Below are 7,193 nucleotides of genomic sequence, written 5' to 3'. Positions count from 1 at the left end.
AGTGGATACCCCATGTGTGGACACTGGTTATCGGTCGCGTAAATTTTTCCGTCAACATTGAAAAGGGCAATGCTACGCCCTTCTCCCATCTGAACCGCTTTCGGTTGTCCTTCAGAAACCTCACTTAACTCAGCGACTTTCACCCAGTTTTGTGTTTGATGCTCCATGATCTTATCTTCCTCCTAATTTCATTCGGTAACTAAAACTTTAAAAGAAAAATGATGTCTGATGTCATTGAAACTTTTAGAGTCAATTGTGCGCATATTATCTTCGTTAAACGCTGTTATTACGCTATATCACACGCAATTTATTGAGTTTTACCTCTCAATTTCTCCTGTCTTAAAAAACTAATTTTTGGGAGGTATTTCTCAATGAAATACACGAAAAAAATAGACAAGTGTTACAAAATATTCCGTCAAAATTAAACGCTTTTCTCTGCCTGATTTGCATATTCTGTGAGGAAATTTTTAACGGATTTTTTCTTGGCTATTTGCGCGTAGTCGAGTGGCGTTTTGTCGTCCGCATCGCGGACGTTAATGTCGCCGCCGTGTTCTATGAGCAACTGCATCTGATTTTTCCCAACCCCTTTCTGGGCGATGATATGCATCGGGGTCCGTCCCTTGTCATCGGCTATATTCGGATTCGCACCGTTTTCTAACAGACACAGGACACCAGCGGTCAGACCGCGTTGCGCCACCCAATGTAAGGGTGCCCACATGCCATGCCGATGCCTCTGACGCGCGTTGATTTCCCAACCTTTGGCAAGAAACCCTTTCACCAATGTATCAAACCGCTTCGGTCCCTGCCCAACAAGCACATACCAATCCCGCAAGTTGATCTCATAACCTGCGTCAATGAGCAGATCAACGATTGCCGACTGCTTAGCTTGGAGTGCTACCTCAAGCAGCGGCATGGTAGGCCCGACCTGATAGGCATAGACGTGTCCACCGGGAACTTCATCCGTTTGTTTGCCGTCAAGATCCGTCGATTTCAATGGTGGTATAATGTACCCCTTAGGGGATTTCACATTAATTCGGAGCTTGAGGAGTTCGGGATTTTTTTCAAATTCCGCCTTTGCGCATTCAACATCACCCATGGCACAATAGAGGACAATATCCGCCTCGGCGCCCTGTTCAAGGAGATAACGGCACACCTCAGCCCGTCTTCTCACCGTCCATTGTGCTGGCGTGCCGTTGTGGTCGCGGTCTCGTAGGTTTATATCGGCACCGTGGGTAAGAAGGAGTTCAGCGATTCGGGGTGTCGCGGCGAAATGGAGTGGAGACATTCCGTCACATCCCAGTGCGTTGACGACTTCAGGATCCTCGCGAATCAGCTCGGCAAGCTTTTCGGACATGTCCAATCCTGCGGCGGCGTGCGCGTCAACCGTCGCCCCTCGCTCAATCAGATACTCGGCGAGTTCCTTGTCGTAGTTTAGCATAGCACCAGCGGCATGCTGCAACGCCGAGGTGCCACCTGCCCACCAACTGCTCTTGACATCGATATCCGCGCCAGCGTCAAGCAGAACTTCAACGAGTTCATGGTTGCCAGAGGCGGCGGCAAATACGATCGCAGGGGCATCGAAACTGAACAAGGGCGCGTCGATTTGTGAAGCGATTATTTTGTCAGTCGCCAGTAGGTGCTTGACGGTATCTACGTCCCCATCTCGTACGGCTGTAATAAAGGTTTGCCTATTATTCACAAATATTTCCTTTTTGTATACGTATTTTGCTTAATGTGATTTGACTATTATATCATATCAAGTTATTAAGTGTCAAGTAAAAACAATTTAAAGCATTTGGCGAGGTTAGGAAACCTCGCCAGCGGTGAATCAGGGTCAAATCCTACTCTATTTATACGTTGTTCTTAATCGACGGTGAACTGGATCCTGTCAAATCGGCGCGCGACTTCTGCGACCTTCGGCTTGAGTTCCTCAGGAGTGCCACCTGAGAGTGCTGCGACAATACATTCCGCGATGTCTGGCGCGTCCGTCGGGGTCATGCCCCATCGTGTAACCTCTTGAACACCCATACGCAATCCAGATGTGCCGACCTCCGGCGATAATCCCGCCGCACCTGCAATAATATGGCACGCTTCCAAGTGGTTTGCGAGAGCACCGCCTTCCCCATACTTATCTACAATTAGTATCAAGGTATGCGACTCCGTGAAACCGAGTTCGGCACCGAGCATCGGAACACCGCGTTCCGCTAACGCTTGTCCGAGTGCTTTCGCATTCGTAACAATCGCATCTGCTTGCGCCTTACCGCATTCCATCCACTCTATAAATGTCCCCGCCAACGCTGGAAGTCGATTGAGATGATGATTGCTCATCAACAAGGGATAAACACCCCTCGCAACTCGCTCAGCGATGGAGGCATCGTTCGTTAAAACCATTCCGCCCTGCGGTCCCGCAAGCGTTTTATGCGTGCTGGAAATGATAACATCCGCGCCCTCATCAAACGGCGATTGAAAGCGTCGACCCGCGATAAGTCCAATGACGTGTGAGGCATCATAGATGAGGTAGGCATCTGGATTCGCTTGGCGCATCGCATTTTTCAACTCGCGGACGGGTTGCGGGAAGAGAAATACACCAGAGCCGATATTGACGATACTGGGTTTGTGTTTCGCAATGAGTTCAAGCGTCGCTTCAAGATCGATGTTTGAACGTCGTCCGTCCCACGGAATCGGAATCGACTGCAGTTCTATCTTCAGTGGTGAGGAGAGAAGTTTTTGGGCATAGTGGTGTCCGTTATGAACCTCTAATGCCGTATCGCCGGGCTTTGCCAATGCAAACGTCGTTGCAATCCCTGAGATGTTCCCTGACAATGGTCGAAAATCGACATGCGCCGCGCCGAAAAGTTCCTTTGCTAACGCCTGCGTGTACCCCTCTATTTCAGCGATGTAGCGGTTGCCTTTGTAATTCCGTTGGTAGATGTCAACACCAGAATAATTCCCATACCGCCGTGCCAACCGTTCGTCAAAAAGTTCTTCCACCAACGGCGAAGGCGTGTTCTCTGAAGCAATGAGATTGAGACAGGTGTCACGATAGAATTGATGTTTATCGAGAAGTGAAGTGAGTTTTTGGACTTTTGCGTTGTGTGCCATTGACAAAACCTCCATTTGGTTGCAGTATAAGGAGCAAAGAAATTGCTTGACATACCGTCGGAAATTTTTTAAACTTACCTTACGGAGAAACGACGGGAATTTGAATCTTGAACGTGCCTCCCTTAAATCTGAAGAAACACCCCGCTGACTCTCACTGCGAGGCAACACGCGCATTCAGCGTTGATTCGCAAAAAATCCCTTCATTCCATTACGGACTACACATTTTGCGTTATCTTGAATTTTATCACCAAGACGGTAGCCTGCAACAACGGCGCAGGCGGATATAAGACATGGATTCCATAGTTCCACAACCCTTGTTTCTCTGCAAGGGAAAATTAAAAATCCGCAAGGGAAAATTAAAAATTATGACAAAACCGACAGATATCCGTATCCTTGACGTTCATTACGATTTTGAAGAACACCAATACCGCACGCCACTCAAGTTCGGTGGCGTACCGACGGACCACTGCGTCCTCTTTAACGTTCGCATGCAAGTTCAGACGCGCGACGGCAAAGAGGCAGAAGGAAAAGGCTCCATGCCGCTCGGTAACGTCTGGGCGTTTCCACCACGCTACGCGCCTTTTGAGCAGAGCCTCGCAGCGATGAAAAAACTCGCCGAATTGGCGGTAGCGGCAACACAGGATTGCACACTCTGCGCACACCCGCTTGAACTTTCTGAAGTGCTTGAGCCAGAATTCTTAAAAATCGCCGATGATTTGTCCGACACTATGCAACTCGCATCGCCGATGCCGAAACTCTGCACTGTCGTTACGACAAGTCCGATTGACGCAGCAATCCATGACGCGTTCGGCAAAGCAAACGGGATTAACAGTTACGACGGGCTGAGCAAAGACTTCATCGAGGCGGATCTGTCGCATTTTTTGGCACCGCTTGCAAGCCAAAACTTGCTCGACAAAAGTTTGAATGAACGGTTTACCGGACAATATCTCGACCAATATACGGCACGCCAACCGAAGCCGAATATGCCACTCTATCATCTCGTTGGTGCGCTGGATCCACTCACCGACGCCGATATCCCAGAACGCCTCAATGACGGTCTCCCCGAAACGCTTCCCGAATGGATCGTTGCTGACGGACTGACGCATCTGAAAATTAAACTGAATGGCGACGACTTGGCGTGGGATGTCGCACGTGTTCTCGCAATCGACAAAGTTACCGCCGAAACACAAGCGAAACGCGGTGTTGAGACGTGGCACTACTCCGCTGATTTCAACGAGACCTGTCAAAATGTTGAATATCTATTGGAATTTCTCAGCCGAATTCAAGAAGCAGAGCGCAATGCATTCCAACGCCTTGCCTACATTGAGCAACCGACAGATCGGGATCTGAAGTCGCACCCGGAAAACAAGATGCACAAAGCCGCCGAGATAAAACCGGTAGTCATCGACGAATCGCTGACCGATTTTGAGACCTTTCTGTTAGCACGCGAGCAAGGGTATTCCGGTGTGGCACTCAAGGCGTGTAAAGGGCAATCTCAAGCATTGCTGATGGGGGCAGCTGCTGCAGGATACGGTATGTTCCTCGCTGTACAGGATCTAACGTGTCCGGGTGCCTCATTTTTACACTCCGCGGGACTTGCTGCACGGATTCCCGGTGTAACGGCTATTGAAGGCAATGCCCGCCAATTTTGTCCGAGTGCCAATGACGGTTGGCGAGACGAGTTTCCCGCAATTTTCAATATCACCGATGGCACCGTCGGCACGCAAGTTCTTACTGCACTGGGACTTGGTCACTAATATCGGTCATTTCTGTCTCTCGGTCAGCAACAGTAATATTGGTAACAACGTTCCGTTGTTCAGGGAGTCGGACCGGAAAATCTTTGATGACATCGTTAATCAGTTTTTTAATTTCCGCTTTGACCGGATCGAAGGGTATACATTCAAGAACGATGATGGCGCGATGCTTTGAAGGCGCGATGTCATACGTCAGCCCGTATTGGAGTCCGAGATGCATCAGCTCCGGTTCAACGCTGATAGAGATTTGCCGGCGTTCCTGTTCAGTGACAAAAAAACTATCAAGGATGAAGTGCGTGTGAATCCACGCTTCTCTTTCTTCAACGATTTTCATGTTTTTAATTTACCTTGCGGGAGAACAATGGTCATTAGAACTTTTGCGTGTGTTCTTTCCATCCGCCTGCGTGTTTTTGCAAACGCTAAAATCCAATGCGAAGAAAGTATTTCTGCGTATTGTTGCAGGCTACCGTTTTGGGTTTACGGGACACCTCTTAACTGACTACTATGGTAAAGCCCGAAAATATGTGGGCATTTATTTACGGAACGAACCCCCACCGCCGCTGGCGAGGATTGTATCCTCGCCTCCTCGTAAGGCCCAAGTAACTATAGACTTTACCATAATTGGTGCCCGCTAATTCCACCCCATTCATTATAGTATCAACAGCGAAAAGTGTCAATCCTGCGAAAATGTGACAATCTGACGGATTGGTACCTGACTTAACTGCTGAACAGTCCCGTTGTGCCATCTGATCTGTAAATTGTTTATCTGCAATGCATTTCCTAACCCAAAGGTGAGACACAGATCGTTGCCCGACAGGTAGCTTGCGCCACAGATAACTTCCCTTAAGAGATTTATACCGCCTACTTCCAACTGAACCTGCGCGCCGATTGCATCCGTATTGCCGTCTGCCCCTATCAATTTCACTGTTAGCCATGCGTTCTCACTGCCGATTTCATTGCTGAGAATGACTGCAGGACGGTTGGATTGACAAAGCACAACGTCCACATCGCCATCTGCATCTATATCCCCAAAGAGCATCCCGCGGACGACGTAAGGTGTTTTATCCAGCCCCGCTTCAGCGGTAATCTCGGTGAAGCCGATGTGGTTTTGCGCCGCGCCCCCTTGATTGTGAAACAGTTGCACGGGCTGCGCGTAACTCTGTTTCGTGTCAATTTGTTCCACGTTGTCCCAGATATGTCCATTCCCGACGAGCAGATCTAACCAACCGTCGTTATCAAAGTCGATGAAGCGGGTGCCGAAACCGAGCGAATAGAAAGAAGGATCGGCGAGGTTTGTGTCAAACGTTACATCCTCGAAATATCCGTCGCCATCGTTCTGCATGAGGCAGTTCGCCTCCAATGCAAAATTGGATACCCAAAGGTCGATATCGCCATCGTTGTCATAGTCGCCAGCGTCTATGCCCATTGAGCCGTTTGCTATACCGTCACCGTTGTAAGCAACGCCGCGAAGCACACCCTCCTCTCGAAAAGTGCCGTCCCCTTGATTGATGAAAAGTGTATTCGGAGACATATCGTTTGCGACGTAGATGTCCACCCACCCGTCGTTGTTCACGTCCGTGAAAACGATACCAAGACCACGCGTCGTCGGTTCATAGACTCCTGCAGATTTCGTTATGTCTGTGAACGTGCCATCGCCATTGTTTCGATAAAGCACATCGGCGATGCCGTGATATTCATTGGGACCGCAGTAGATACGTAGACTATTTTTGTAACGGCACGGAATATCGGTCTCCAAACTGTATTCGACATAGTTACACACGTAGAGATCCAAGTCGCCATCCCGATCAATATCAGCGAATGCAGCACTCGCACTCAACAACGGACAGCCTACCTGTGCGTGTCCGGTTACATCGGTAAACGTGCCGTCTCCATTGTTCCGGTAGAGAACATTTTCTCCTAAATTTGTCACGTATAGGTCGCGATACCCGTCAGAATCATAATCCGCGGCGACAGCACCGAGACCATAGCCGATATCACCGACGTTTGCGGAGGTCGTGATGTCAACGAAAACACCCGCATCGTTTCGATAGAGGCGGTTTGTGGATGATGATGCCGCGGATGATGAGAGCGAATTGCCTTGAACGAGATAGAGATCCAAATCTCTGTCGTTGTCGAAGTCAAAGAGCGCGCCACCGCTACCCATGGTTTCCACAAGTCGGCGTTCCGCAGAAAATCCGTTGATGTGCTGAAAGTCAAGTCCCATTGCATCAGTCACATCTCGAAAATAGGGGGCAGCACTACCGAGTGGTGAAAACATGAGAAGGAGAAAGATCTGTAGTATGAAGGACAAAAGGTGAGGCAAGTCGTATTTCCGTT

6 protein-coding genes are annotated in these 7,193 nt (G+C 49.2%); 1 reads left to right on the top strand and 5 read right to left on the bottom strand.

The annotated features are described in order from the left end of the window. The 3 genes from J4G07_05630 to J4G07_05620 form a co-directional block, all read right to left on the bottom strand. The coding region (locus tag J4G07_05630) for a Rieske (2Fe-2S) protein (protein MCE2413465.1) at positions 1 to 167 on the bottom strand (167 nt) is incomplete at its 3' end. A gap of 254 nt (positions 168 to 421) precedes the next feature. Beyond that, positions 422 to 1,699 (bottom strand): ankyrin repeat domain-containing protein, encoded by a 1,278-nt coding sequence (locus J4G07_05625; GenBank protein MCE2413464.1) that lies wholly within the window; start codon positions 1,697 to 1,699, stop codon positions 422 to 424. A gap of 164 nt (positions 1,700 to 1,863) precedes the next feature. Continuing rightward, positions 1,864 to 3,102, bottom strand: a complete 1,239-nt coding sequence (locus J4G07_05620) for an aminotransferase class V-fold PLP-dependent enzyme (GenBank protein MCE2413463.1) — start codon at positions 3,100 to 3,102, stop codon at positions 1,864 to 1,866. Between the two features lie 365 nt (positions 3,103 to 3,467). Here J4G07_05620 and J4G07_05615 point away from each other — a divergent pair, with 365 nt between their 5' ends. Beyond that, positions 3,468 to 4,859 carry a hypothetical protein gene (locus J4G07_05615; protein ID MCE2413462.1) on the top strand — a complete coding sequence of 464 codons (1,392 nt, stop codon included), beginning with the start codon at positions 3,468 to 3,470 and terminating at the stop codon, positions 4,857 to 4,859. Here J4G07_05615 and J4G07_05610 read toward each other — a convergent pair. Together J4G07_05610 and J4G07_05605 are read right to left on the bottom strand one after the other, a co-directional pair. Continuing rightward, positions 4,834 to 5,190 carry a hypothetical protein gene (locus tag J4G07_05610; GenBank protein MCE2413461.1) on the bottom strand — a complete coding sequence of 119 codons (357 nt, stop codon included), beginning with the start codon at positions 5,188 to 5,190 and terminating at the stop codon, positions 4,834 to 4,836. The two genes, J4G07_05615 and J4G07_05610, sit on opposite strands and share 26 nt — an antisense overlap. A gap of 339 nt (positions 5,191 to 5,529) precedes the next feature. Then, a complete protein-coding gene (locus J4G07_05605) occupies positions 5,530 to 7,179 on the bottom strand; it encodes a CRTAC1 family protein (GenBank protein MCE2413460.1) in 1,650 nt (549 codons plus the stop codon). Between the last annotated feature and the right edge of the window lie 14 nt (positions 7,180 to 7,193).

Source organism: Candidatus Poribacteria bacterium (assembly GCA_021295715.1).
GTDB lineage: Bacteria > Poribacteria > WGA-4E > WGA-4E > WGA-3G > WGA-3G.
Note: the sequence above shows the minus strand (reverse complement) of the source record. Positions and strands in the feature narration are given on the sequence as shown.